Source organism: Rubrobacter aplysinae (assembly GCF_001029505.1).
Lineage (GTDB): Bacteria > Actinomycetota > Rubrobacteria > Rubrobacterales > Rubrobacteraceae > Rubrobacter_A > Rubrobacter_A aplysinae.
The window spans coordinates 170,938-196,649 of sequence record NZ_LEKH01000004.1; the positions used below are offsets into that span (position 1 = coordinate 170,938).

At 64.8% G+C, this 25,712-nt stretch carries 22 protein-coding genes and 1 pseudogene; 16 read left to right on the plus strand and 7 right to left on the minus strand.

Going from position 1 to position 25,712, the window contains the following annotated elements; all coding sequences use genetic code 11:
* Positions 1-214 precede the first annotated feature (214 nt).
* The 3 genes from ABD53_RS06120 to ABD53_RS06130 all read left to right on the plus strand — a co-directional run bounded on the left by ABD53_RS06120 (position 215) and on the right by ABD53_RS06130 (position 4,780).
* Entirely contained in the window at positions 215-1,393 is a 1,179-nt protein-coding gene (locus tag ABD53_RS06120; RefSeq protein ID WP_047864861.1) for an acetyl-CoA C-acetyltransferase, read from the plus strand.
* A 9-nt stretch (positions 1,394-1,402) separates the two neighbouring features.
* Positions 1,403-2,590: an acyl-CoA dehydrogenase family protein gene (locus tag ABD53_RS06125; protein WP_047864862.1), complete on the plus strand. Its 1,188-nt coding sequence runs from the start codon at positions 1,403-1,405 to the stop codon at positions 2,588-2,590.
* Positions 2,591-2,947: 357 nt separating this feature from the next.
* On the plus strand, positions 2,948-4,780 hold the full coding sequence (locus ABD53_RS06130; RefSeq protein WP_047864863.1) for a vanadium-dependent haloperoxidase: 1,833 nt from the start codon (positions 2,948-2,950) through the stop codon (positions 4,778-4,780).
* Positions 4,781-4,783: 3 nt separating this feature from the next.
* Here ABD53_RS06130 and ABD53_RS06135 read toward each other — a convergent pair whose 3' ends face one another.
* Entirely contained in the window at positions 4,784-5,047 is a 264-nt protein-coding gene (locus ABD53_RS06135; RefSeq protein WP_047864864.1) for a DUF4242 domain-containing protein, read from the minus strand.
* Positions 5,048-8,677, minus strand: coding sequence for an ATP-binding protein (locus ABD53_RS06140; RefSeq protein ID WP_047864865.1), 3,630 nt, complete (start codon positions 8,675-8,677; stop codon positions 5,048-5,050).
* A 463-nt stretch (positions 8,678-9,140) separates the two neighbouring features.
* On the opposite strand from ABD53_RS06140, the gene ABD53_RS06145 reads away from it, so the two are divergent.
* Both ABD53_RS06145 and ABD53_RS17625 read left to right on the plus strand, forming a co-directional pair.
* Positions 9,141-10,376, plus strand: coding sequence for a benzoate/H(+) symporter BenE family transporter (locus tag ABD53_RS06145; RefSeq protein WP_047864866.1), 1,236 nt, complete (start codon positions 9,141-9,143; stop codon positions 10,374-10,376).
* 45 nt (positions 10,377-10,421) lie between these two features.
* On the plus strand, positions 10,422-10,709 hold the full coding sequence (locus ABD53_RS17625; protein ID WP_235401392.1) for a hypothetical protein: 288 nt from the start codon (positions 10,422-10,424) through the stop codon (positions 10,707-10,709).
* Between the two features lie 24 nt (positions 10,710-10,733).
* Here ABD53_RS17625 and ABD53_RS17930 read toward each other — a convergent pair.
* The 3 genes and pseudogenes from ABD53_RS17930 to ABD53_RS06160 all read right to left on the minus strand — a co-directional run.
* A pseudogene (locus ABD53_RS17930) lies at positions 10,734-10,910 on the minus strand (hypothetical protein); the annotation flags it as partial.
* Between the two features lie 2 nt (positions 10,911-10,912).
* Positions 10,913-12,238, minus strand: coding sequence for a glycosyltransferase (locus ABD53_RS06155; RefSeq protein ID WP_047864868.1), 1,326 nt, complete (start codon positions 12,236-12,238; stop codon positions 10,913-10,915).
* Positions 12,238-12,918: a TetR/AcrR family transcriptional regulator gene (locus ABD53_RS06160; RefSeq protein ID WP_047864869.1), complete on the minus strand. Its 681-nt coding sequence runs from the start codon at positions 12,916-12,918 to the stop codon at positions 12,238-12,240. Before ABD53_RS06160 ends, ABD53_RS06155 begins: the two co-directional genes overlap by 1 nt.
* Positions 12,919-13,237: 319 nt before the next feature.
* Between ABD53_RS06160 and ABD53_RS06165 the strand changes: the two genes are divergently transcribed.
* The 9 genes from ABD53_RS06165 (at position 13,238) to ABD53_RS06205 (ending at position 20,034) form a co-directional block, all read left to right on the plus strand.
* On the plus strand, positions 13,238-13,447 hold the full coding sequence (locus tag ABD53_RS06165) for a hypothetical protein (RefSeq protein WP_047864870.1): 210 nt from the start codon (positions 13,238-13,240) through the stop codon (positions 13,445-13,447).
* 36 nt (positions 13,448-13,483) lie between these two features.
* Entirely contained in the window at positions 13,484-13,672 is a 189-nt protein-coding gene (locus ABD53_RS06170) for a hypothetical protein (RefSeq protein WP_152670616.1), read from the plus strand.
* Positions 13,673-13,739: 67 nt separating this feature from the next.
* On the plus strand, positions 13,740-15,137 hold the full coding sequence (locus ABD53_RS06175; RefSeq protein WP_047864872.1) for an FAD-binding oxidoreductase: 1,398 nt from the start codon (positions 13,740-13,742) through the stop codon (positions 15,135-15,137).
* Between the two features lie 131 nt (positions 15,138-15,268).
* Positions 15,269-16,006 carry an alpha/beta fold hydrolase gene (locus ABD53_RS06180; protein WP_047864873.1) on the plus strand — a complete coding sequence of 246 codons (738 nt, stop codon included), beginning with the start codon at positions 15,269-15,271 and terminating at the stop codon, positions 16,004-16,006.
* A gap of 182 nt (positions 16,007-16,188) precedes the next feature.
* Positions 16,189-16,554 (plus strand): cupin domain-containing protein, encoded by a 366-nt coding sequence (locus tag ABD53_RS06185; RefSeq protein WP_047864874.1) that lies wholly within the window; start codon positions 16,189-16,191, stop codon positions 16,552-16,554.
* Between the two features lie 167 nt (positions 16,555-16,721).
* Positions 16,722-17,594: an alpha/beta fold hydrolase gene (locus ABD53_RS06190; protein WP_047864875.1), complete on the plus strand. Its 873-nt coding sequence runs from the start codon at positions 16,722-16,724 to the stop codon at positions 17,592-17,594.
* 163 nt (positions 17,595-17,757) lie between these two features.
* Positions 17,758-18,843 carry an L-dopachrome tautomerase-related protein gene (locus ABD53_RS06195; protein WP_047864876.1) on the plus strand — a complete coding sequence of 362 codons (1,086 nt, stop codon included), beginning with the start codon at positions 17,758-17,760 and terminating at the stop codon, positions 18,841-18,843.
* Between the two features lie 85 nt (positions 18,844-18,928).
* Entirely contained in the window at positions 18,929-19,747 is an 819-nt protein-coding gene (locus tag ABD53_RS06200; protein WP_047864877.1) for a class I SAM-dependent methyltransferase, read from the plus strand.
* A gap of 53 nt (positions 19,748-19,800) precedes the next feature.
* Positions 19,801-20,034, plus strand: a complete 234-nt coding sequence (locus ABD53_RS06205) for a hypothetical protein (RefSeq protein ID WP_047864878.1) — start codon at positions 19,801-19,803, stop codon at positions 20,032-20,034.
* A gap of 104 nt (positions 20,035-20,138) precedes the next feature.
* Here ABD53_RS06205 and ABD53_RS06210 read toward each other — a convergent pair whose 3' ends face one another.
* Positions 20,139-21,602: a GGDEF domain-containing protein gene (locus ABD53_RS06210; protein ID WP_047864879.1), complete on the minus strand. Its 1,464-nt coding sequence runs from the start codon at positions 21,600-21,602 to the stop codon at positions 20,139-20,141.
* Between the two features lie 383 nt (positions 21,603-21,985).
* On the opposite strand from ABD53_RS06210, the gene ABD53_RS06215 reads away from it, so the two are divergent.
* Together ABD53_RS06215 and ABD53_RS06220 are read left to right on the plus strand one after the other, a co-directional pair.
* Positions 21,986-23,596, plus strand: a complete 1,611-nt coding sequence (locus tag ABD53_RS06215) for an MFS transporter (protein ID WP_047864880.1) — start codon at positions 21,986-21,988, stop codon at positions 23,594-23,596.
* Between the two features lie 268 nt (positions 23,597-23,864).
* Complete coding sequence (locus ABD53_RS06220; protein WP_047864881.1) at positions 23,865-24,689, plus strand: LLM class F420-dependent oxidoreductase; 825 nt, start codon at positions 23,865-23,867, stop codon at positions 24,687-24,689.
* Positions 24,690-24,840: 151 nt separating this feature from the next.
* Here the strand turns inward: ABD53_RS06220 and ABD53_RS06225 are convergent, their stop codons facing one another.
* On the minus strand, positions 24,841-25,701 hold the full coding sequence (locus ABD53_RS06225; protein WP_047864882.1) for a 3-hydroxyacyl-CoA dehydrogenase family protein: 861 nt from the start codon (positions 25,699-25,701) through the stop codon (positions 24,841-24,843).
* Positions 25,702-25,712 lie beyond the last annotated feature (11 nt).

Consider the following 25,712-nt stretch of genomic DNA (forward strand, 5'->3'; position numbering starts at 1 on the left):
CGACGGAGAGAGCGCCTTTTGGCAGCTCCGCTTCTCGAAGATTTTGGCGAGCTCCAGCGCCGAGACTCTTCAGATCTTCCTCAAGTAGTGAGTGCGATACCATCATCATGAGGAGCACGATGTCGGGCGGCGGACGCTTGCTTTCAAACGGGGTTTCGGTAGACTCGGAAGCCGAGGGACGGAACTTATTGGAGCCTATCGGAAAGGGGTCGGGATGGCGCAGAGGGTGGTGGTGCTCGGGGCGGCCCGCACGCCGTTCGGGCGGTTCGGCGGGGCGCTGGCCCCGCTCTCCGCGCCGGAGCTAGGCGGGGCCGCTATTAGAGAGGCGGTTGACCGCTCCGGGTTGGAGGACGAGGAGATCGGGCACTCCATATTCGGTGAAGTGGTTCAGGCCGGGGTCGGCCAGATCCCCTCCCGCCAGGCCAATTATCACGCCGGGCTGCCGTTCTCACTTACGACCGAGACGCTGAACCAGGTGTGCGCTTCGGGGCTTCGGAGTGCGTCGCTGGGGGAGACCATGATCCGGGCCGGAGACTATGAGGCCGTGCTGGCCGGGGGCATGGAAAGCATGTCGAACGCACCGTATCTCCTGGAGAAGGCGCGCTGGGGGGCGAAGATGGGCGACGCCGCGATGGTCGATGCCATGATGCACGACGGCCTTCTCGACGCCTTCGAGGAGGTGAACATGATCCGCTTCGGCACCGACGGCGCTAAAAAGTACGGCCTCTCCCGCGAGGAACAGGACGAGTGGGCCTTGCGGAGCCACCAGCGCGCGGCTGCGGCTGCGGACGAGGGGCGGCTGGCAGAGGAGATCGCCGGGGTCAAGGTGCCTGGTAAGAAAGGCCAGACGGGCTACGTCGAGGCCGACGAGCCGATCCGGCGCGACACCACCCTGGAGAAGCTGGCCGCGCTGCCGCCCGTGGACGAGGGCGGGACGGTAACCGCCGGAAACGCGCCCGGGGTCACCGACGGCGCGGGGGCGCTGGTGCTGGCGAGCGATTCGTTCGCCGGGCGGCGTGGGATCGAGCCTCTGTGCAGCCTCGTGGCGCACGCCAAGGTCGCGGAGGGGCCTGCTGACCTGCTGACCGCGCCCGGAAACGCCGCCAAGGCCGCGCTCGCAAAGGCTGGCTGGGAGGCCGGGGAGCTCGATCTCGTGGAGATAAACGAGGCGTTCGCGGGGGTGGCCATACATTCGTCGAGGATGCTCGGCGTGGACCCCGAGATAGTAAACGTGAACGGCGGAGCGCTCGCGCTCGGTCATCCTATCGGTGCCAGCGGGGCGCGGATACTTACGACGCTCATCCACGAGCTACGACGGCGCGGTGGTGGCAGGGGACTGGCCGCGATCTGCTCCGGCGGCGGCCAGGGCGACGCCGTACTCGTAGAGGTTTAGGAGGCACGCATGGACTTCGGGCTTACATCCGGGCAGCGGGAGATCCGGGACCAGGCAGCACGGTTCGCCGACGAGGAGGTCGCGCCGCAGGCCGCGGAGCTGGACCAGGAGGACCGGGTCCCGTTCGAGACGCTCGAGACGCTCTCGGGGATGGGATTCATGGGCCTGTGCGTGCCGGAGGAGTACGGCGGGGCGGGGTCGGACTTCGTCTCGTACGCGCTGATGCTGGAGGAGGTGTCCCGCGCCGACGCCGGGCTCGGGGCGACGCTCGCCGTCCACACGAGCGCGGGCACGCTGCCGATCCTGACCTACGGCACGGAGGATCAAAAGACGCGGTGGGTGCCGCCTCTTGCGCGGGGAGAGAAGATCGGCTGCTTCGCCCTCACCGAGCCGGAGACGGGCTCCGACGCCTCCGCCATACAGACCAGGGCCGAGCGGGTGGACGGCGGCTACCGTCTGAGCGGGCACAAGCAGTGGATCACCAACGGCCGAATCGCCGGAACCATGACCGTCTTCGCCCGTGTGGAGGATAAGGGCGTGGATAAGGGTGTAACGGCGTTCGTGACCAGCATGGACGCGGAAGGCGTCTCGTTCGGCAAGCATGCGAAGAAGCTGGGCGTGATCTCGGCCACCACCGACGACGTGATCCTGGACAATGTATTCGTGCCCGAAGAGGACCGGCTCGGCGAGGAGGGCAAGGGCCTTTCGGTCGCGCTCGGAACGCTCGATCCCGGCAGGATCGGGGTCGCCGCGCAGGCCCTCGGCATCTCCGAAGTCGCGTTCCGCTACGCCACGGACTACTCCACGAGGCGGGAGACCTTCGGTAAGCCGATAGCCGAGCATCAGGCGGTCGCATTCAAGCTCGCCGACATGCAGACACGGACAAGGGCCGCGCGTCTACTCACCTACGAGGCGGCCTGGATGCGGGACCGGGGCGAGCGGGTTACCGAGGCCGGGGCCCGCGCAAAGCTCTATGCCTCGGAGACGGCGAACGAGGTGACACACGAGGCCCTACAGGTGCTCGGTGGCCGGGGCTACATGAAGGACGAGAGCCCCGTCGAGCGCCACTACCGCGACGCGCGGGTGACCGAGATCTACGAGGGCACCTCCGAGATACAGCGCCTCGTGATCTCCCGCGGCATCCTTCGCGAGCACGCAGAGTCTCTACAGCTCCAAGATGGCGCGGTGGTAGGGTAGAGACAAGGCCAAAGCGCCACACCGCTACCCACAAGGTCCGCGAGAAGGCGTCCTGTACCATAAGCTCCGAACAAGACCAAGGCAGGGTTTGATCCACCGCCGCCCCGAGACGTAGATCGAGCAACTCGCTGCTCTCTAGCTCCTTCCGGACCCTCGCTCTCCAGCGCGATGTGTTGGTCGCTTACCCGGAAGGCTTAATGGCATTTGCACCAGACACACTCCAGGATTACAGTGCAACAAAAGAGACATAAACCTCAGGTACGGCCCGTGGCAATCCTGCACGAAAGGAGCACGGAACGGAGTTTCTGGGAGTTGTGCTAAGCACGACGGGGTCAACAGGTAAGGTAGGAGGTTATCGTGGGTTCACGCCGGGACAAGGCTCTGGAGATTCGCCGGGGCGCCGCGGGGATCGCCGCTTCGCGCTCGCACCCCGAGCATCGCGGCAACGGCGACGAGCAGCGTTACCGCCGCGATGTGAACAGGAATGGCACCGAGCGCAACGAGCCAAGCTACATAGGCAACTTCACCAAGTGCCTGCCGCACGACGCCGAAGGGTTCGTGCTCGACCCGCGAGACTACGAGGAGTGGGTGCGGGCCATAGACTCCGGAGACCCCAGGGACTTCCGGGGGCTGCGTATAGGGCCGGGGCCGTTCCAGGCTCACGGGGACTTCGAGTATAAGCCGGATGGCACGCCGCAGCTAAACTGGTCGGCGAGCTATCAGGGGCTACCGGACGGTCCCGGCGTACGAGCCTGGGAGAGCCAGGGAGCGGGGCTGACCTACGACCTCGAAGGCCCGGATGCCCAGGCGGTGACCATGCCGCCCTGCCCCTCGCTTGAGAGCCAGGAGCTAATAGCCGAGATGGGCGAGGTCTACTGGCAGGCCCTGTGCCGGGACGTACCATTCGCCAATTGGGACTCTGACTCCACGATAGATGCGGCGCGTAACTCCCTCAAGCGCCTGTGGTGGTTCCGCCGCGACCAGACGTTGAATTTGGACGGTACGACCGACGTGCTGCCGGAGTCGCTTGCCCGCAGGCGCATCCTGAGCGAGGATGGCAGCGACGCCGTTCCTAAGGAGAAGCTCTTCCGCGGGGTCGCTCCGGGCGAGCAGGAGGGGCCATACCTCTCGCAGTTCCTGCTGATTGGCAATGGCGGGATCAACTCGGGCGACACCGCGCACACCATCTCTGACGGCATGATCTCCTACGGCGCGCTACGCACGGATCAGCGCGTGCGGGTGGCCACCTCGGACGACTACCTGACCGATTGGGGCGAGTGGCTGGACGTCCAAAACGGCGCGGACACCAGGGGGCGCGAGAGCTACGCCTCGGGCTCCTCTGGCTACCGTTTCATCGCCACCCCACGGGATCTCGCAACGTACGTCCACTATGACGCGTTGTACGAAGCCTACCTGAACGCCTGTCTGATCCTGCTCGGCCTGAAAGCTCCGTTCGACCCGGGACTGCCTTTCCGTGGTCCCGACTACATAGACAAGCAGCAGGGCTTCGCCCAGTTTGGCGGCCCGCACATATTGACCCTCTTGACAGAGGTAGCCACCCGGGCTCTAAAAGCGGTCCGGTACCAGAAGTTCAACGTCCACCGGCGTCTGCGGCCAGAGGCTGTGGGCGGCTGGATGTACCAGCGCCAAAACGGTGGCCCGGTGACCCGACAACGGCTCGCCACCCTGGAGAACATGCAGAATGCGTTCGCGGGTTCATCCGGTATAGGCTTGAGGCTCGACACCGCGAACGGGGCGAACGGCAACTGGCTCTTGCCGATGGCCTTCCCCGAGGGCTCTCCGGCGCACCCCTCCTATGGGGCCGGTCATGCAACCGTGGCTGGAGCCTGCGTCACCCTGTTGAAAGCCTGGTTCGACTCCGGCTGGGAGCTCGAGGACGGGTCCGGCAATCCTATTGCGTACGAGCCGCTCTCAGACGGCAGCGCCCTCGCCGACGTAAGCGGCACGCTCACGGCCCCTCTGACCGTCGAGGGCGAGCTGAACAAGGTAGGCGCGAACATCGCCATCGGCCGGGACTGGGCCGGAGTCCACTACTACACGGACTACTACGAGTCCTTCAGGATGGGTGAGCAGGTGGCAGTCGGGCTACTAGAGGAGCAGAGGCTCACCTACCAGGAGAACTTCTCGCTCACCGTACCGCTCTTCGACGGGTCGGCCGTGAGGGTCTGATCCCTACCGGAACATCGAGGGTTCCAGCTCGCGCACCACCGAGCACCGGTCTATGGGGAGATCGGCCAGGCGGGCGTGCTCGTACACCAGCTCCACGCTCGGGGACTCGTACTCGCAGTAGAGCTTGCCTTCCTCGGCGGAGTAGTAGGATCGGATCCAACGCACCCCCGGCAACTGGTCTAGAGCTTCCAGGGACTTGAGCGCGGAGGCTTCTATCTTCTCCTCCGATACCTCTCCGACCGTCCGAACCAGAATGTACTTCGGCATCTAGCCTCTCCTCTCCACGATTGACGGACCTACCGTTGCCTTTTTCAACTCTTCCTCTTTCGACGCGGCTTCTTCGTGAGTGCCCCGAGCGCCTTCCACGTCTCCCAGGGTCTCGTAGGTTCTGGAGATGTCCCGGAGAGCGCCGACTTCGCCTTCCCTGTCTCCGAGCCTCCGGCGCAGGCGCAGCGAGCGTTTCAGACAGGAGAGGGCGCTCGAATGGTGTCCGAGCTCCCCGTGACTCTCCGCCAGGCTGGTGAGAACGTAAGCCTCGGCCTGAGAGTCTCCCAGCTCCCGCATTCGCTCTATCGCCCCCTTGCTACACCGGACGGATTCCCTGAGGCGGCCCAGGCCGCGATAGACGACGCCCAGGCTGGCCAGGGCTGCCGCCGTATGCTCCGGTTCGCCGTGCTCTCCGGCGAGGTCCAGGGCCTCCTCGTAGTAACGGGCGGACTCTTCCGGGGCTCCCATCTTCCAGCGCAGACCGGCCAGGTCCATCAGGACCTTCCGTAGATGCCCGGATTCCTCCAGCCCACGATACGTCTCGGCGGCGGCTTCGTAGGCGTCTAACGCCTCTGCCGGACAATCGAGAGAGAAGTGGAGCACGGTACCGAGCAGGAATAGGGCTTCCGCTTTGCCGGAGAGATCCTCGGCCAGGCCGGAACCCTCACAGGCCCTCTGCAGGAGCCCGGCCGCCTGCCTATAGGTCTCCGCCGCGCCGGAGGCATCCCCTTCTCGTTCCAAGCAGACGCCGACTCCTATGAGCGCGTATCCCTCGTCCCGGGTGTAGCCCGTATCCTGGGAGAGGCGGGCGGCGGCGCGGAAATGCCCGAGCGCCTCTTCCGGGGATTCGAGGCTCAGGTAGATATTGCCGCAGTTAAGATGCCCGGTGAAATGCAGGTTCTTGACCCCGGACTTCTCTAACAGCGCCAGACCTTTGTGGTGGAGCGCGAGCGAGGCCTGGAGGTCTCCTCGCTCGCGGTGGATGTTCGCTACCTGATTTATCTTGAAAGACTCGCCGAGCTTGTCTCCCAGCTCCCTGTCGAGCTGAAGAGCTTCCTCCGCCCAGCGCAGGGCGCTCTCGTAGTCGCCCATCTTGCGATACACCTGGGTTATGTTGTTGGCGTCCCCGGACTCGGCCTGTCTATAGCCGAGGCTGCGGTGTATCCAGAGCGCCTGCAGGTTCGCCTCCAGCGCGCCCGCGTGATCTTGGTTCCTCCAGCGCGCGTAGCCCAGCTCCCGGTGCGCCCGGGCCTCCCCGGCCATGTCGCCCAGCTCCCGGAAGATCTCCACCGCGGCCCGCCCGGACTCCGCGGCGGCTTCCGGGTTCGTGACCATGAGGATACCGATACGCCGGATGTGGGCTTCCGCGATCTTGTCCCGGTCTCCCAGATGGTTCGCAAGCTCGAAAAGCTCCTGCACCGCCGCCGTGCGCTCTTCCCACCGATCCAGGTGCTCGATAAGAACTTCCCGCGCGGCGAGCAGCTCGAACCGCGTCTCCCCGGAGCCTGGCACCTTCTCCGTGATCTCCAGCGCCCGGTCGTAGTCTCTTACGGCGGTCTCCCAGGTGTGGCTCCCCGCCGCCTTCCGCGCCGCCCGCACTAGGCTATCCAGCGCCGGCCGCCACTCTTCCGCCTGCACGTAGTGGTGGGCGAGCTCCGCCGGCTCGCCGTCCTCCTCTTCCAGAGCCCGCGCCACCCGGAGGTGCAGCATCCGGCGCACGGGCTCGTCTGTAGCCCCGTAGAGCGCCTGGCGCAGCTTGTCGTGCGAGAACTGGTAGCTCTGGAAGCTCTCGACGACCATGCCGGAGCCTATAAGCGGTTTTATAGTGTCGAAGATCTCGAACTCCCCGCGCCCCACGACCCGGCACAGGAGCCCGAGGTCGCAGCCGCGCCCGACGACGGCGACGACCTCCAGCAGCTCCCGAGCCTCCTCGTTCAGGCCGCCGAAGCGGGCCTGAATGAGGGAGCGCACCCCCGAGGGCAGCGCGCTCTCCTGTAACACCTCGCCCTTTAGCCCCGAGATGCGCCGCCGGTCGTCTATCTCTACGGCCCCGGACTCTATGAGCCAGCGCAGATACTCCACGGCGTAGAACGGGTTACCCTCCGACTCCCGGTACACGAACTCCGCGAGCGGTTGCAGATCCCCGAACGACTTGCGGGACATGCGGACGAGCATCCGGGTGACGTCTTCTAGCTCGAGACGGTCCAGGCTGATCCTGTCGAGAGCCCGCCTCTCATCCAGCTTCTCCAGCCACTCCGATAACTCCGGCGCTTGTTCGCGGCGGTAGGTCAGGACCAGCATTACCTTCTCGCCGGAGATCCGCTTTGCCAGGTAGGATAGAAAGTCCAGCGTTGCGGGGTCCGCCCACTGGAGGTCGTCTATGAACAGGATCAAGCCTTCGCCCGAGGCCTCGCGCAGAAGTGTCCCCGCCAACTCCTGATACATGCGCGCGGCGCCCTGGGGCCGGTCGGTCCAGGGGTAGTCTGGAGTCGCTTCGTGGCTCTCGGATAGCTCGGGGACCGCCTCCGCCACGCTCTCGGCTTTCCCGAGCGCATCCACTACCGGCTCCAGCGGTGGGCCAAGCTCCCGCTCGTAGCAGCGTCCCCGGAGGACGTGGACGCCCCGGGAACGGGCATAGCCCAGAAACTCTTCCGCAAGCCTCGTCTTCCCGACCCCGGCCTCGCCCTCGACCGCGATGGTACTCCCGCTGCCGAGCAGAGCCTGCCTCAACCGTTCGGCGAGCACCCCGTGCTCCCCGTCGCGGCCCACGAAATGTGTCCGGCTGAGGGAGTAGGGGAGTCTCAGGGGACGGCGTGGTTTGGGGTACCGCCGCAGCTCATCCACGCCCGGCACGTCCCGGGCCTCTATCTGGGATTTGAGACGTTCCAGGTCCGCCGAAGGGATGGCGCCCAGAGCCTGTCTCAGCATCCTGGAGTAGTCGCGAAAGGCTCTGAGAGCCAGGTTCTGCTCTCCGGCGCAGTAGTGATACAACATTAAGCGCCGGTGGATGTCTTCCCCGTACCCGTCCAGGGTCAGCGCCTGCTTGCAGGACTCTACAGCCTCGGAGTAACGGCCTTTTAGCGCCAGGCACTCGGAGAGTTCCGAACACAACGTTAGCTCGCGCTCCTTCAACCGGTCCCTGGCCTCTATCGCCCACTCCTCGTAGGGCTCCTCGGCCAGAAACTCTCCCCGCGCGTAACCGAGTGCCGCCCGGTACTCGCGGATGGCATCATCCACTCTCTCGGCCTGCCGGGCCTCGTCGGCCCGCCGTCCGTGCCGCTCGAACTCCCAGGCGTCGACCTCGCAGTCAGCATCGCTGTTGAACGAGTAACCGGGCCGCTTCTGGTGGATGTAGCTTGAGGCCGAGCCGTGCCCGAGATCCGGCTCCAGCGCCCGTCTGAGCAGGCTTACCGTTACCCGGAGGCTGCGTTCTGCGGCATCCGGGGTCAGGCCGGACCATAGAGCATCAATGATCTCGTCTCTGGAGAACACGTGTCCGGGGCGGGTCAGGAGCAGCTTCAACAACGAGCGAGTCTTCTGCCGCCCCCACTCTTTGCTACCGACGAGTTCTTCTCCACGCCGCACCCGGAACTCGCCGAACAGGTTTATCTGCAGTCCCGCTTCCCTCACCCCTGGGGCCCCAAACACACAGGTATTGAGACATACGTTTCAAAGAGGATCATAGCACGATAGGTAGAGTTGCCGCACCCTATGAGCGGGTGGTTTTTGGCATCCTTTTAATCGGCTACCGGAGGCTCCGGCAGCAAACCTCCCTCTCGTAACAAATGCGTAACTTCAAACGGTTAGCCTCCCGCATGGAGATGTTGGCGAGATCTGAGTAGGTAAGCGTTAGATATGCGCAAGTCCAGCCGACCGGGGCCGGGTCACCGGTGACTACCGTCGCTCCTCTATCCCACGTACGGAGGATTTCAAGACAATGAATGTGTCGTGGGAGCTAACTGACACCTGTTTCATCAGTAACGCAGTCCGTGCTTGTGTGATCGCGTGAGATGCGAAACGTTCCGCTCCTGATCGGGAGTCCCGGTAGACGCAGGCTCAGTGCCGTCACGCTGGCCGGTACGGGACCCTTGTAATGCTACTGCCAGGTACGCTCCGGCGTTGGCTGCCGGCTCTCGGCACCGCGGTCCCCCTCATCATCCTGCCCATCGCCGTGTTGAGCCTTCCATTGGCCGCGGCGAAGGAGATGGGCCTGTCGGAGAGGGAGACGGCGAGCTGGATCCTGGCACTGTACGGCCTTCCGGGCCTTTTGAGCCTGGTGCTTACCATCCGTTATCGTCAACCGCTTCTTTTAACTGGAAACTTTTTCGTGCTCATCTTTATCGTCTCCCTCGGCAGCAGTCTCAGCTACCCGGAGCTTATCGGTGCCTCTGCCTTGGCGGGCGCTTGTGTAGTGCTACTCGGCGCGCTGGGTCTCACGAGGCGTCTTGCGGACTGGATACCGGCTCCGATAGTGTTCGGTCTCCTCGCCGGTGCCGTCATGTCCTTTGTCTCGGACATCTTTGGTTTTCTGGGCGAGGCGCCGGTGCTGATCGGCGGCACCGTCCTGGCCTATTTCTTGAGCCTTCGTATACTTGGATCTCGTTTACCCGCTATCCTGCCGGCGCTCATTGCGGGTCTCGCCATCGCCGCACTAGCCGGACACCTGGGAGGGGCGTCTACACGCCCATCGTCGCCGGTGGCCGTACTCACGGTTCCAGAGTTTTCGGTGCAGGCTATCGCTACCGCCACCCCGGTACTCGTCATCATAATCACGCTCCAGTCGAATCTGCCTTCGATGGTCTTTTTGCAGAACGAGGGTTACCGTCCGCCCGAGCGTGTGGTCAACAACGTGAGTGGGATGGGTACGCTCCTGGGATCGCTACTCGGCCCGGCCGCGGTCTCTCTTTCGCTACCGGTCACGGCACTCGTAGCCGGACCGGACGCCGGCGAGCATCAGTACCGCCAGCGGGCCGTATACCTGGCGAGTGGAGCAGTGGTACTGGTCGCGCTGCTGGCCGGCATCGCCGCGGAGATACCGGAGATCATCCCTCTACCGCTGCTCCTTACGCTCGCAGGGTTGGCGGCGGTGGGCGTGCTGGCAAACGCGCTGCAGGAGATCACCCGCGGACCTTTGCTGCTCGGGCCTCTGTTCGCGTTTGCTATCGCTCTCTCGGATATCTCACTACTCGGCTTCGGGCCCTTTTTCTGGGCGCTCGCCATTGGCACAGGCATCTCGTTTTTGCTCGAACGAGACGAGCTGCAAGAGTTGCGCTCACCCGTGCCCGTGGCAGGGGGACGTTCAAAATCGCAGGGGGGAGCAACAAAGTGAACTGCTGCTGTGTAGAGCAATGGCAATACTCTGATACACGCCCCGGTGGCTTCGTCGAACAACAAGCTGCGGCAATCCTGTGTCCTCACGCGGAGGCTATCTAGCGGCTCTTCTATACGAGGCTTTTCCCGGCAGCGTCGTGGCAAGCCCGAGTTCGTGGGCCAGTCTAGCTCCTGCCTCGCCGCCCAGGGCGAAGGCTATCCACTCAAGAGCGTCCCTCTGGCGATCGGTGCTGCGGGCGCGGACTCGGGCTACATTATCCAGGCGCTCGGCGAAAATCCTGCGCTCGCAGGAAGGCTCGTCGCAGAAGAACTTCCGCACCTGAACCCGTAAACGCATCGAACTCCTGGAGCACGGCAGGTCGGCCAGAGTGCGGGTGTAGAGACCATGAATGCGACGTGAAGAATGCTTGCAAACCGGGCAAATAGCGGCGCTGCTAGTCGTTGAGGCGTGGATAGTAAAGCCTCGATCATCGAGCACGATCTCCTCTACGTGTAAACCCTCCGGCACAGCGAAGGAAGCGAAAGGTCTCATGGCTATCTCCTATGCGTGTGAGCGGCCTGAACGAAGGCATCCACCGCCTCTCTCACCCCGTCTTCTCGCCGCAGGCGCTCTCCGAGTGCCCGGGCTCGCTCCCTCACCTCCGGTTCTTCGGCGGCCTTTATTGCCTCCGCCAGTCGCTCGGCGCAGAGCCTTTTTCGAGGAATCGGCGCGGGACCAGCCCCAAGAGCGTGAACGCGCCTTCCCCACATCGGCTGGTCGCCTATGAAGGGGACGATGGCGGTTGGCACGCCTGCTCGCAGGGATGCCGCGGTGGTTCCCGCCCCGCCGTGATGGACCGCGACGGAGATATGCGGGAAAAGCCAGTCGTGGGGGACCTCTTCTGCCTTGAAGATCCCCTCCGGCAGATCGGGGTTGGAGAGCCCGCCCCAGCCGGTAAGCAATATCCCTCTCCTGCCGGAGAGCCTGAGCGCTTCGAGCACTACCTCGGTGGTCTCCTCGGGATCGCGCTCGTTCATAGAACCAAACCCGATGCTGACCGGTGGAGGACCGGCCGAGAGGAAGTCTTCGAGGGCTTTTGGTGGCTTGAAGTCGTCAGGCCGCTGTAGGGACCAGTAGCCGGTTACGCGCAGGTGTCCGCCCCAGTCGTGGGGCTTGGGAAGGACCTGTGGGCTGAAACCATAGAGGCAAGGGTTCCGATCTCTGACCATGGCCCCGAAGGAGTCCCGCCCACGCATGGGTGGCAGCCCGAGGATTCCTCGCCTGGCCCGGTTGGTAGTGTTCCTCAAGAGTATTAGGCTCTTCTCCGCGAGCCAGTAGGTAGAGAGGTTGTACCCGGCGCGTAAGGGTGAGCCCTCCGGTAACCACCCGGGAGCTTCGGGGAACCCCATGCAGGGTAGCTCGCGCGTGGGATGGACGTGCTGGAGGAAGGCGGGCACGCACGGGATGCCGAGCAGTTCGGCGACGTGGTAGCCGGAGAAGAAGCCAATCGCCGAGCAGAGGATAGCGTCCGCTCCGCGACAGACCTCCAGGGCATCGGCGAAGCTTTTCTTCGCTAAAGGGTTCATGGTCGAGAGGACGTGGCGGGCGAGCAAAAGCGGATTCTGTCCAGCCTCCTCCATCTTCACCCGCCGTTTGCCGGGCTCTTCTTCGGCCAGCTGAACACCGAGTTCGCCACTGACTATCTCGTAGTAGTCGCCGAGGATTGGCTCGTAGTCCAAGCCACGAGCGCATACCTCCTGTTCGAAGTTCGTGTAAGCGGCGAAACGAACCTCGTGCCCGGCCTCCTTGAGGCCGAGGCCCAGCGCAAGGTAAGGCCAGACGTCGCCGCGGCTGCCCATCGCCAGCACCGCAACACGCATTAGACGTTCTCCCCGGCGCTGTCGATTCCTCGCTCCAGGATGCCGTGCATAAGGAGATCTACTACGTGTTCCTTGCGCGCTTCGACGAAACCCGGATGGTCGGGGTCGATCCCGAGCGTGCGGATCAGACCGCCTCCGAGCTGGAAAGGAAAAGCGCACAGCGCAATCATGCTTGCCGCCAACTGGGCTACGTCGACCTCCCGAAACGGTCCCCTCCGTAGATCCTCGTCGAGTACCTCGAGCCCAAAGGCACTCAGCGACTCCGCCATCCGGGCCTCGGGAGAGGAGGCGCCCTCAAGAGCGGCGTCTTCCCCAGAGGCTTCGCGCTCGACAAGGCGAACGTAGTTGGGGTTAGCTGCAAGGAAGTCCACGTAGGATCTGAGAGCGTCGGCTATTGACTCCCCAGGATCTTTCTCTTCAGCCTTAGCCCGATCCAAATCCGCCGACCGAGCCTGCTCGGCAAAGTCTCGTACCCTCTGCGCAAGTCGCTCCTTGACCGCAACGTACACGCCCTCTTTGGAACCGAAGAAGTAAGAGGGCGTGCCGCGCGAGACGGCCGCCTCCCGCCCGATCTGCTGGAGACTCGTCATGGCGTACCCCCTCTGCGCGAACAGACTCTCCGCCGCATCGAGGACAGCAGCTTTTGTCCTGTTCGGGTCACGTACCCACTCTCGCTCCAAGATTGCGCCGCCTTCCTACCAGATGCTTGATAGCAAGCAAGTATAGACGGCCACGCAACACAGGTCGACACGGGCTCTGGGCGACTGATGTGTCCTATGTGCGCGCAGCTCTACTTACGCTTCACCTAGAGTCCGGGAGATCCACGACTTCATGGGTTGGACTGTCCGCACCACCCGGACGGGCTTTTTCGGAGCCCTGCGCCGGTACTCCAACGGGGCGGACGGCAACGGAGCTCACTCCCGTAACAAAAGCGTAACCCCGGCTGGATAGTCTCCCGGCAGACGAGAAACGTCAGCGAAGCAGCGAAGGAGGCGAGCCATGAAAGAGAGCTGCTACTGCGGCCGGACGGGTGAGGTAGAGGACCGGGACCCGATTCTGGACGGCAGAGGGAAGCGGGTGCTCCAGTGTCCCGAGTGTGGTCACGGGGACGATCTGTGCTGGCTATCCGAGGAGGCCGGTCGTCTGCTGTGGGAAGAGGCGATGAGCCGGCGTGGAGTAACGGCCGACGAATCGCTCCCTGCCGCCTAGCGTCCCCGCCTGGGGAGAAAGGTTGGAGAGATGCGCGTGGAATTTCGACGTTGGTACGAGGCCGAGGCTTTGATGAGGGATCTAACGGTACACCGGCACGAGATCCTGGCCGCCTCCGGAGAGGATGTCGAGCGCAGGATGCGGAGCCACTACACGGAGGCGGCGGCGATCCTGGTGCACGAGAAGGCTGAAAAGGCGAGCACAGAGGCCCGGCGTGGGCCTTGACCCACCGGCGGAACCAGAGAGAACGGCCTAGTAGACGAGAACGGCCCAATCACGGAAAGGAGAAGTCATGTCGGACACCGTAACCCCAACCATAGGGGACTCGGCCATCGCGGGGCTACAGAGCGAGCTTAGAGGAGGCCTGATCCGGCGCGGCGGCGAGGGCTACGACGCCTCCCGCACGGTCTACAACGCGATGATCGACCGCCACCCGCACCTGATCGCCACCTGTAGGGATGTCGCCGACGTGATCTCCGCCGTCAACTTCGCCCGCGAACAAGGGCTGCTCCTCGCCATCCGGGGCGGCGGCCACAACGGCGGAGGACTCGGTATCTGTGACGACGGACTGGTCATAGACCTCTCGTCCATGAAGGGCGTAAGCGTAGACCCCGTGGCGCGCACCGTCCGAGCCGAGGGTGGCTGCGTCTGGGGCGACGTGGACCACGCGACCCACGCCTTCGGTCTGGCGACGCCCAGCGGCGTCATCTCCACCACCGGCGTCGGCGGCCTCACCCTGGGCGGCGGCCTCGGACACCTGACGCGCAGGTACGGCCTGACCATAGATAACCTCCTCTCCGCAGACGTGGTGCTCGCGGACGGCAGCTTCGTTACGGCCAGCGAGGAGGAGAACGAGGATCTCTTCTGGGCGCTGCGCGGCGGCGGGGGAAACTTCGGCGTCGTCACCTCGTTCCTGTTCCGGCTGCACCCCGTGAACAACATAATCGGCGGCCCGACGCTGTGGCCGCTGGAGCAGGCCCCCGAGGTCATGTGCTGGTACCGGGACTTTATCGCCGAGGCACCGGAGGATCTCAGTGGCTTCTTCGCCTTCCTGACCGTGCCGCCCGGACCTCCGTTCCCCGAGCACCTGCACCTGAAGAAGATGTGCGGCATCGTCTGGTGCTACACCGGGCCGGAAGAAGATGCCGACGAGGTGTTCGCCCCCGTCCAGGAGGTTGGCACTCCGGCGCTGCACGGCGTACACGAAATGCCCTATCCGGCACTCCAGAGCGCCTTCGACGGGTTGTATCCGCCTGGATTGCAATGGTACTGGAAGGCGGACTTCATCAACGAGCTCTCCGACGCGGCGATCGAGGCGCACCTGGGGTACGCGGAGGTCCCGACGCTGCACTCGACCATGCACCTGTACCCGATCAACGGCGCGGCGCACCGGGTCGGAAAGAACGACACGGCGTGGAGCTACCGGGAAGCAACCTGGGGAATGGTTATCGCCGGCGTGGACCCCGAACCGGCGAACAGGGAGCTCATCATCGACTGGTCGCGGGACTACTGGGAGGCTATACACCCGCACTCCGCAGGCGGCGCCTACGTGAACATGATGATGGACGAAGGCCAGGAACGGGTCCGGGCCAGCTACCGCGACAACTATGACCGGCTGGCGGCCGTCAAGCGCGAGTACGACCCCGGAAACCTCTTCCGCGTCAACCAGAACATAGTGCCGGCGGCGTAAGCGCACAGCCGTGAGAGTCTGGAGGTAGAGGCGATAGCGCGACAGGGCTGGCTCCGGAGTGGGAGAAGGGGAGCGGAGCCAGCTAGGCCGGGATATAGGAGCAAGAAACCGGAGAGCGAAGGAGGCTGGTGATGAGTACGTTCGTTTTGGTGCATGGTGGGTTTGTCGGAGGCTGGCTGTGGGAGAAGGTGGTCCCGCTCCTGGAGGACGCCGGCCATCAGGTCGAGGCCCCGGATCTCCCCAGGCACGGCGACGACCGGACCCCGATCCCGGAGGTCTCGTTACAAGGCTACGCGGACCGGATCTCCCAGGTGTTGGATGCCCAGCCCGAGCCGGTCGTGCTCGTCGGGCAGAGCATGGGCGGTATGGTCATCAGCCAGGCCGCCGAGCAACGTCCCGACAAGATAGCGATGCTCGTCTACGTGGGCGCGCACCTGTTGCGCGACGGCGAGTCGCTGCTTTCGGCCTCCGAGGACGACACGGAGTCGCTGGTCTTGTCGAACCTGGTGATGAACGAGGACGGGTCGTCCGCCATCGTCCGGGAGGACGCCATCAGGGAAGCCATAATGGCCGACTGCTCGGACGAAGACTTGGAGCGGGCTAAGTCCCGGTTCGAGCCTCAAGCCGTAGCCCCACTCGCCACGCCGATTACCCTTACCGAAGACAACTTCGGCCGGATACCGCGGGTGTACATCGAAACCCTCAAGGACCGGTCCATCAGCCCGTCGTTCCAGAAAGAGATGTACGAGCGGTTGCCCTGCGAGAAGGTCGTCTCCATGGACACGGGTCACTGGCCTTTCTACTCGGCTCCCGAAGAGTTGGCGAGCCACCTGAGCTCTCTGCCCGCGCGAGACAGTGTGCCCGGATAAAAGGAATGTGTCCTTATTCTCGACCCCGGAAATCTGTTCTACGTGGATCACAACACCAGACCAGCCGGGTGAGGAGGATTACGGACAAGGAAGAGACCGAATCGCCGGTAACAAAAGTATAAAGCCGGGCGGGTAGCTTCCCGTTGGAGCGTAGATTCCCCCGACACGAGAGAGGAGCGGAGATGCACCAGAGAAAGGAAGAGCTGCCCGTCACGATGGAAGACGGCGGCCTCAGCGTCCGCCTGACCGGCTGGGGCAACACGGCCGTGACCTTCATGCAGATGCCCGCGGGGGTGGACCTGACACCCGCGCTCGCCGGTCTACCAGAAGATCTCTGTCAGTGTCCGCACTGGGGATACGTCCTCGAAGGCGCGGTCCACGTCCGCTACGCGGATGGCGAGGAGGAGACTGTCGAGAGGGGCAACGTCTACTACTGGCCCGCCGGGCACACTGTGTGGTTCGACGAGGACACGAAGTACGTGGAGTTCAGCCCGGAGGCCGGGATGAGAGACGTACTGGAGCACGTCACGCACCAGTCGCACGGGTGATCACTCCCCGCCACCGCACTATTTTCTGGCGCGCGGTCTCGCACGGGGACCTCCTAAATTAGCGAAACGGCAAGAGCGCGGGCCCGGGGATGCTCGACAAAGGTATCTCCGGGCAGCGCGGATCACCCCCGTAGAGATGCACCAGAGAAAGAGAGAGGAGCATAAGGATGGAACGGGCACGGATTGATGGAGCGGAGCTTGAGTACGAGGTCCGGGGCGCTGGAGAGCCGGTCGTGCTGGTTCACGGCAGCATTATCGGGGACGCTTTCGCGCCGCTGTTCGCGGAGCCGGAGCTTGCGGAGCGGTATCAGCTGATCACGTACCACCGGCGCGGTTTCGCCGGGAGCACCCACCCGGATGGTCCGGTCAGTATCGAGCAGCATGCGGCCGACTGCCGTGCCCTCATGCAACACCTCGGGGTGCGGCGGGCGCACTTGGCCGGGTACTCCTACGGCGGACCGATCGTGTTGCAGCTCGCCCTCGACGCTCCGGAGATGGTGCATTCGCTCGCGCTGCTGGAGCCCGCGCTGTTCTTCGTCCCCAGCGCCGAGCAGTTCATGCAAGAGGTGGGGCCGATAGTGCAGATGTACGAGGCGGGCGACAAGAGGGGGGCGATAGACGGGTTCCAGCAGGTCGTGGTGGGTCCAGAGTACCGCAGCATGCTGGATCGCGCGCTGCCGGGAGCCTTCGAGCAGGCCGTTGTCGACGCCGATACGTTCTTCCGGAACGAACTCCCCGCTCTCGGAGAGTGGAAATTTACCCAGGAAGACGCAGCACACATCACGCAGCCGGTTCTCGCCGTGCTCGGGGGAGAAAGCCATACCCTCTCGCCGGTTCCGGTGGAGATATACGAGCTGGTACAGACGTGGTTCCCCCAGACGGAGACCTTTGTGCTGGAGGACGCCACGCACGGGCTGCAGATAATGAACCCGCGGGGAATGGCGGCGGGATTGGCCGGGTTCTTCGCGCGCCACCCGCTGTCAGAGGACACCGAGCGCGCTCTGGGATCTGAGCCGGGCGGCAGGCAGACCGCCAGGTAAGGCCAGGCTTCCACGCTCGGAGATGCCGCGCCGTATCTCCGTGGCGACTCGTGGCAGTCCGACCGGTGGCAGACCCGCCACACCGAAAGACCCCGTCAGTGCCGACGATCCGAAACATCCTTGCTCGGCACTAACCGGAACACCACAGAAAGGAGGAGCGGACATGACGGACACCAGGGGCGTGGCGACGACAGAGCTGGAGGTGATGGTGCGGCTCGACGAGCGTCCCGGCAACCCGGCAATCACGCCGGAGGGCAGGATGATCCTGAGCCTGCACCCGTTTCCCCATGGCGAAGCGTCGCCGTATCGCGTGGTCGAGGTGCTGCACGACGGGAGCACTGTCCCGTTCCCGAACGAGGAGTGGAGCACCGCGCCGGACAGCGAGGGCGTTGGGCTATCCGCGGTGATCGGGGTCCAGTCCGACAGCAAGGGGGTGGTCTGGATCCTGGACATAGGCGGCGGCGAGAACCCATCCCCCAAACTGGTCGCCTGGGACACCAGAAAGGATGAGCTGCACCGCGTCATCCACGTCCCGCCGGATGCCACCCGGTACAACTCCTTCCAGCAGGATCTCGCCATAGATGAGGCTCATGACGCCATCTTCATTGCGGACGTATGCCACGGCGACCTCTTCGGAACCAGCGACCCGGCTATCGTGGCCGTGGACCTGGAGACGGGCAGCGTCCGGCGCGCCCTGCAGGATCACCCCAGCCTCCAGCCCGAGGAAGACGTCTCGCTGGTCATCGGAGGTCACCCGCTGCTTACCTTGAACCCCCAGGGTGAACTGGAGGAGTCCAAGATCGGGCTCGATCCTATAGTCATAGACCACCAAAACGAGTGGGTCTACTACGGTGCTCTCCACGGCAAGAGCATCTTCCGCGTCCGCGCCGCCGATCTCCTCGACGAAAGCCTCTCTGAGGAAGAGCTCGGCAGCCGGGTACAGCGTCACGGCGATAAGCCCATAAGCGACGGCATCAGCATAGACACCGCCGGTAACGTCTACGTCACCGACCTCGCGAGCAACGCGATAGGGATAACGGCCCCCGACGGCTCCTACCACATCCTGACCCGGGACGACGAGCACTGCATCTGGCCCGACGGCATGAGCCACGGCCCGGACGGTTACCTCTACGTGACCGCCAGCCAGCTCCACCGCTCGGCCCCGCTCAATGCCGGAGAGGAGGTCTCCGAGCCACCCTTCGAGGTCCTGCGTTTCCGGCCGCTCGCGCCGGGCGCGGTAGGCCGTTGAGGTGGGTCGTTGAGGTGAACCGGACCGAGCCAAGAGTATTCGGAAGCACTCTAACGATGCACAACCAGATAGATGGGAGAGTGAAATGACCATAGATAGCCCGGCGCCCGACCTGGGCGCCATCAAGGAGCGCCAGCAACAGACCTGGTCCACCGGAGACTACGCGAGGGTCGGCAACCTGCTGGTCATTATGGGCGAGAATCTGTGCGAGGCGGTGGACCTCCGCTCCGGCCAGAGGGTGCTGGACGTGGCGACCGGCAGCGGTAACACTGCGCTCTCCGCCGCCCGCCGCTTCTGCGAGACCACCGGCATAGACTACGTCCCCGAGCTTATAGAGCAGGCAAAGGAACGTGCCTGGGCCGAACGCCTCGACGCCGCCTTCGAGGTCGGCGACGCGGAGAATCTGCCATATCCCGACGCCTCTTTCGACGCTGTGCTCTCCACGGTAGGGGTGATGTTTGTTCCGGATCAGGAGAAGTCCGCGGGCGAGATGCTCCGGGTCTGCAAGCCGGGGGGCAGGATCGGGCTCGCCAACTGGACCCCCGACGGCTTCGTCGGCAACATGTTTCGTACCGTCGGCAAGCACTTTCCGCCGCCCGGCGTCAAGCCTCCCCCGCTGTGGGGCACCGAAGAACGGCTCGGAGAGCTCTTTGGAGACGGCGTCTCGTCGCTCGACACCACCCGGCGCGCGTACGTCTTGCACTACCCGTCGGTGGCTCACTTCATAGAGCACTTCCGCTCCTACTACGGGCCGATCTACAAGGCTTTCGCCTCCCTCGATGTCACCGGGCGCGAGGCTCTTGAAAATGACCTTAAGGAGCTCATAGGTCACTGGAACGTCTCCGGCGACAGTACGGTGGTCCTGCCCTCGGACTACCTGGAGGTGGTCGCCGTAAGGCGCTGAATAAGCTGAATGTCATCGGGTCAGAGTCTGTACGGGAGAGGAGGTGATGGGATATGAAGCGTACTTTCCTGATGTTTACGGTGGCAGCGATCATAATGGCGATGACGGCCTTCTCCGGTTCCGCTCTCGCCCACGACGGGCACGCGGGCTGCAAGGCTTTCGGACAGAACATCGCCGGGCTTGCCACGGGACTCGGTGAAACGTTCGGGCAGACCGCGGCCGCGAACGCGCCCCTGAACGATACGGTGGAAGCCGAGCAGGCGGCCCTCTGCGAGGCGGAGTACTAGAGGCCCTTGCGCCCCGCTGGCCGGCAGTGGTTGGCGGGGCGCAAAATGAGTCGCCGAGTCCGAGGTCCGGGCCGAGTTACCCGGCGGGATCTGGGAAACCGCCTTTAGACGGTCGCACCACGCACTTCGTAACGCGACTTCCCGTTCTTTTTTGCCTCGTACATCGCGGCGTCGCACGCGCTCAACAGGTCGGAAGCCCCCTGTCCGGGCACCCCGAGGGCGATGCCGATGCTGGCCGTGACGAGCATCTCTTGTCCGCCGGCCGCCAGGGGCGGGCGCAGGGCCTCCGTGACCCTCTCGGCCGCCCGGGTCGCGTCGGATACCTGCGTGACGCCTTCCAGGAGCACCGTGAACTCGTCGCCGCCGAGGCGGGCCACCGTGTCCGTGGGACGTGTACAGTCCCGCAAGCGCCGGCCCACACCGACGAGGAGCTCGTCTCCCGCCTCGTGGCCCAGGCTGTCGTTTACGCGCTTGAAGCCGTCGAGGTCGATAAAGAGCACGGCGATGCCCTTCCCCTGCCTCGAAAGGCGTGCGGTGGCATTTTCGAGGCGCTCCGAGAATAGCCTCCTGTTGGGGAGCCCGGTCAAATGATCGTGAGAAGCCTGGAACGCCAGGCGTTCTTCGAGCGTCCTGCGCTCACCGACCATGCCCGCCATGCGAACCGAGACGAGCCCGAACAGGACCACGGAGCCGCCGACCACCAGCGGCACGTCCACCGGCAGGCCGAGCGCCGTCTGGACTACGAGTATCCCGGGCGCTATGAGCATCGCGGCCAGCAAGAAAGAGAGCCGTTGCCAGCTCAACCTGGTGTCCGCGGCGGGCGGCTGCTGAGAGAGGGCGGACATCGAGGGGTGGAGAGCGGCGGCCCCGAAGAGCACCTGGTAGAGCAGCAACCCGGCGTGGGCGGCGGCAGCGATGCCACCGCCCCCGGGGATGGAGGCGCCAAAGCTTATGCTGGAGGCCAGAAAGAGGGCGAGGCTCGCGAAGATCAGATAGTGAACCGCGCGGCGTCTGTCGGGCGCGAGGAGAAAGCGCACCAGGACGGCGATCATGAGCAGGCACGCAAACAGGTAACCGTTGTACGCCAGACCTTCGAGGAGAGAGGGGACGTACGGACCCTGGAAGAAGGCCTCGACCAGGACCCAGGAGAGCATGAAAAGCCCGGTGAGCAGGATGAGCGGGTCCACGAAACGGAAGGAGTTTTTCCCCTGTACGAGCAGCAACCCGGCTATCGTGACGGCGTATGCGGCGAGGTACAACACGTCGGCCGGCGAGGGAAAGGGATCCTTTTGCCCTGCCACGTAGGCGTGGGCGATCCAAACGAGGTCTCCGGCCACGGTCGCCAGCATCCCCAGCGCGAAGAGATGCCAGATAATGCGCCGGCCCGGCCGGTAGGCCTTGACTCCGGCGGCGATGGCCGCCACCGCACCTACACCAAAGGCGGCGCTGAAAACATCCCTGTGGATCTCTAGAGGAAGCAGGAAGTAAACGGCCGTGGCCCCGGCCCCGCACAGCACGTATAGGAGCCATGCGGGTATCCCAAAGACCTGTATAGCTCTGTTCTCCATAGCTTGCGTCTTCCCTAAATTCCCTATCTTCCCCCGGCCAGGAGTATCTCTTTCCACCCGGGATACTGCGGGCGTGTCCCAAGCCTCCCGCAGTATAGACTCGCCCCAGAAGGCCTCGCACGTCCCAGTATGCCTCCCCGACGGCGTAGCCGCGAGCCCAAAGGTGGCCTTTGCCCCGCCCCGGGCAGCGCGGCCCGCATACGGGCTTGTGTCCGCCGGAGGTTGCTGGCGGGTCTCCCGGCACGCCGGCCGGGATGCTCGGGTGCTTGCCTCTGTGGCGAAAATCCGCCCGTTCGGGTGGTTACGGGAGAGCCGGGATCGTCGTAAGATGTGTAGCAGATTTTATTTGCTGGACTGCGGCTGCACCGTTAGAAGGAGGGGACTTGGCGAACATAATCCGCCAGCCGTGTGACGAAGGCGTCCTCCGTTCGGGAAAGGCCGTGGACCCGTGCTCGCCGAGCGTCGGGGTGTGGGTTCTGGTTGCGACCATCCTCGGCTCTTCGATGGGCTTTATAGACGGCTCGGTGGTGAACGTGGCGCTGCCCGCCATCCAGCGACAGCTCGGGGCTACCGCCGTGGATGCGCAGTGGATAGTGGAATCCTACGCTTTGTTTCTGGCGGCGCTCATCCTGGTCGGCGGTTCTCTGGGGGATCATCTTGGGCGGCGCAGGATCTTCTCCGCTGGCGTCGTTCTCTTCGCCCTGGCGTCGGTGTGGTGCGGCTTCGCCCCGAGCCCGGAGCAGCTAATAGTCGCGCGGGCTGTGCAGGGTGTCGGCGGGGCGATGCTGATACCGGGCTCGCTTGCGATTATCAGCGCCTCTTTCAGCGAGGAGCGCCGGGGCAAGGCGATAGGCACCTGGGCCGCGTTCTCGGGGATCACCTCGGTGCTGGGTCCGGTCTTGGGCGGCTATCTGGTCGAGACGCTGTCGTGGCGGTGGGTGTTCTTTATAAACATCCCGCTGGCGGCGGCGGTCCTGGCGATCACGCTAACCCGGGTCCCAGAGAGCCGGGACGAGGAGGCCCGGAAGCTCGACCCGTGGGGAGCGGTCCTGGCGACTGCCGGGCTCGGCGGGCTCGTTTTCGGGCTCATAGAGTCATCCAGCGTCGGGATGGCGGACCCTCTGGTGATCGTCTCGCTGGCCGTCGGTGCGGCGGCGCTCGTGGGGTTCGTCTTCGCGGAGCTGCGGGTCGAGGAGCCGATGATGCCTCTATACCTGTTCCGTTCGCGCAACTTTACCGGGGCCAACACGTTTACCCTGCTCCTGTACTTCGCCCTGGGCGGGGCGCTGTTCTTTCTGCCGTTCAACCTGATCCAGGTCCAGGGCTACACGGCAACGGCAGCGGGCGCGGCGTTCGTGCCCGCCATAGTGCTAATGTTCTTCCTCTCTCGCTACACCGGGGCGCTCACCGACCGCTTCGGTCCCCGGCTGCCGCTGGTGGTCGGCCCCGCGATAGCCGCCGTTGGTTTCGGGCTCTTTACGCTGCCGGGAGCGGACGCGAACTCGGGGTCCGGCTCGTACTGGACAACCTTCTTCCCGGCGGTGGTCGTGCTCGGGCTCGGGCTCTCCATACTGGTCCCGAATCTGACCACCGTGGCGCTGAACTCGGTTACGGGACAGCACTCCGGGCTCGCGAGCGGGGTAAACAACGCCTTCTCCCGCGTCGCGTCGCTGCTCGCCATAGCCGTGCTCGGCGTCCTGATGTTCACCGTGTTCAGCGCAAGTCTCGACTCCAGGGTGGCGGATCTGGACCTATCCGGCCAACAGAGAGCCCAACTAGAGGAACGGAAGGTGGATCTCGGCGCGGCCCGGCCGCCGGAGAGCCTCTCGGCCGGGACGGCGGCCGCCGTGGAACGGGCGATCTCGGAGTCCTATGTGGCCGGGTTCCGGTGGGTGATGCTCGTCTGCGCCGGGCTCGCCCTGGCGAGCTCACTGAGCGCGGCGTTTCTCATACAGGGTAAGAAGGTACCCCTGGAGAGTCCCGGGATAGGCTGACCGGAGTCGAGAGGGTAGGATGCGCCGGGCTGACCGACCCCGGAAACCTCATCCTGAACGAGTCTGACTCTAACGACACTCGCAGCGAGGAGCTTATACAGTAAGCCTTTTCCACACTCTTGAAGAGCCACACCAGAGCCGTGATCGTCCGCCACCTCGACCATCCGAAAGCGCGGTCCAGCTCCGGACGGGGCGGCCGGATAACCGAACGGAAGCCTGGCGGCGGCGGGGGCGTTTGCCGGGCCCGCCGTGTGGTTCAATATCCGGCATGAAATTCGGAATATCTACTTTCGTTACCGATGATGGCATAGCCCCGGCCCCGCTCGCCCGGGCTATAGAGGAGCGGGGCTTCGACTCGCTGTTCGTCGCCGAGCACACCCACATCCCGGCGAGCCGGGAGACACCCTACCCGGGCGGCGGAGACCTGCCGGACAAGTACTACAAAACCCTGGACCCATTCGTCACGCTAACCGCGGCCGCTTGCGCCACCGAGCGCCTGCTGCTCGGTACCGGCGTCGCCCTGATGATCGAGCGCGACACCATCACCACCGCGAAGGAAGTGGCGAGCCTCGACCTCGTCTCCGGCGGGCGCTTCGTGTTCGGTGTGGGCGTCGGCTGGAACCGGGAAGAGATGGCGAACCACGGCACGGATCCCGGTAGCCGGGGCAAGCTCCTGGACGAGCAGCTCCGGGCCCTGCGGGAGATATGGACGAGAGAGGAGGCCGAGTTCCACGGTGAGTACGTGGACTTTGACCCGATCTTCTCTCGACCGAAGCCCGTGCAGCAGCCGCACCCGCCGATCTACGTCGGCGGCGGCGAGGCGGCCTTCGACCGCGTCCGCGAGAACGGCGACGCCTGGCTGGCGAACGGCGTGCCGCCGGACAAGCTGGAGCCGATGCTCGAAACGCTGCGCGAACAGACGGGCCGGGAGGTGCCGGTAACGGTGTTCGGGGCTACTGCCGAGCCGGATGCACTGGAGGGCTACCAGAGGCTAGGTGTGGAGCGCGCGCTGGTGATGCTGCCGACCCTGCCCGAGCGGGAGACCATAGAGCGCCTGGACGAACTGGCCGAGGCTACCGCCGCATTCGTGTAGCTTCTTAGAGCGGATTTAGCCCTCCTCGTCGTACTCGTGGCTTGGCGGGCGATGATGTTCTTCCGGGTCTTACAGATCATCCCGGCGCGTGCCCGAGCCCGCTCGGCCTGTCCGAGAGTGCGACCTTCGCACCTCCCGCAGTCTGCATCTTCTAGCTTCCGTCCCCGTAGTCGTAGAACCCGCGCCCCGTCTTGCGCCCGAGCCTGCCGGCCTTGACGTACTTGACCAGCAACGGGCTCGGCCTGAACCTCTCGCCGAGTGCGGCGTGCAGGTACTCCGTGTTCCTCAGCCGGGCGTCCAGGCCGACGAGGTCCGCCAGCTCCAGCGGCCCCATCGGGTGGTTCAGACCGAGCTTTATCGCCCGGTCTATATCCCCCGCGCTCGCTACGCCCTCCTGGAGCATGTTCATTGCCTCGTTGCCGATGAGGCAGCTCATGCGGCTGGTGACGAAGCCGGGAAACTCCTCTACCTCGACCGTTTCCTTGCCCATTCGTTCGGCAACCAGCCGCGCCGTCTCGTAGGTGTCGTCCGAGGTGTCGAGGCCGCGGACTATCTCCACCAGCTTCATCCTCGGTACCGGGTTGAAGAAGTGCATGGCGATGCAGCGGTCCGCCCGGCCCGTGGAGGCCCCGATCTCGGTCGGGCTCATGGTCGAGGTGTTGGTGGCGAGCACCGTCTCTGGTGCGCACAGCCGGTCCAGATCGCCGAAGACCTCCAGCTTTAGCTCCATCACCTCGGGCACCGCCTCCACCACCAGGCCCGCGCCCTCCACGCACCCCGAGAGCCCGGCATGGTAGCTGAGGCGTCCGAGAGCGGCCTCCGCCTCCTCCCGCGAGAGCCGACCCTTTTCCACCTCCCGATCCAGCCTGCTACCGATGGACTCCTCCGCGGCCCGCAGCCGCTCCTCGTCCACCTCCCGCAGACCCACGGAGAACCCCCCGACGGCGGCGGACTGCGCTATGCCTTCCCCCATCGTGCCCGCCCCGACGACGGCTATCTTCTCTACCTCCACGCTCTCTCCAC